The organism is Skermanella stibiiresistens SB22, assembly GCF_000576635.1.
GTDB classification, from domain to species: Bacteria; Pseudomonadota; Alphaproteobacteria; order Azospirillales; family Azospirillaceae; genus Skermanella; species Skermanella stibiiresistens.
Genome location: NZ_AVFL01000155.1, coordinates 1 through 292, shown reverse-complemented (window position 1 = coordinate 292; position 292 = coordinate 1). Strand labels below are relative to the sequence as shown.

The window sequence follows — 292 nt, the reverse complement described above, 5'->3', positions numbered from 1 at the left end:
GGATGGTGCCGGCCGAGGCGCCCGGCCCCCACAGCACCGTCTGCGGGCCCTTGATGACGGTCAGCTTGTCGAAGTTCTCGGGCGAGATGTACGAGCTGGGCGCGTCCATGCGCGCCGGGCAGGCGCCGGGCATGGAGGTGCCGTTGGTCAGGATGTTCAGGCGCGAGCCGAACATGCCGCGCAGCACCGGATCGCCGTTGGTGCCGCCGTTGCGGATGGCCGAAAAGCCGGGAATGGTCTTGAGGTAGTCGGTGCCGTCGCTGGCCGGCAGCGGCTGGCGCGGGATCTTCGG

General features: G+C 70.2%; 1 protein-coding gene. It reads right to left on the bottom strand.

The annotated features are described in order from the left end of the window. Positions 1-292 (bottom strand): TonB-dependent receptor plug domain-containing protein (locus N825_RS35880; protein ID WP_037462606.1); only part of this gene is annotated, 292 nt, incomplete at both ends.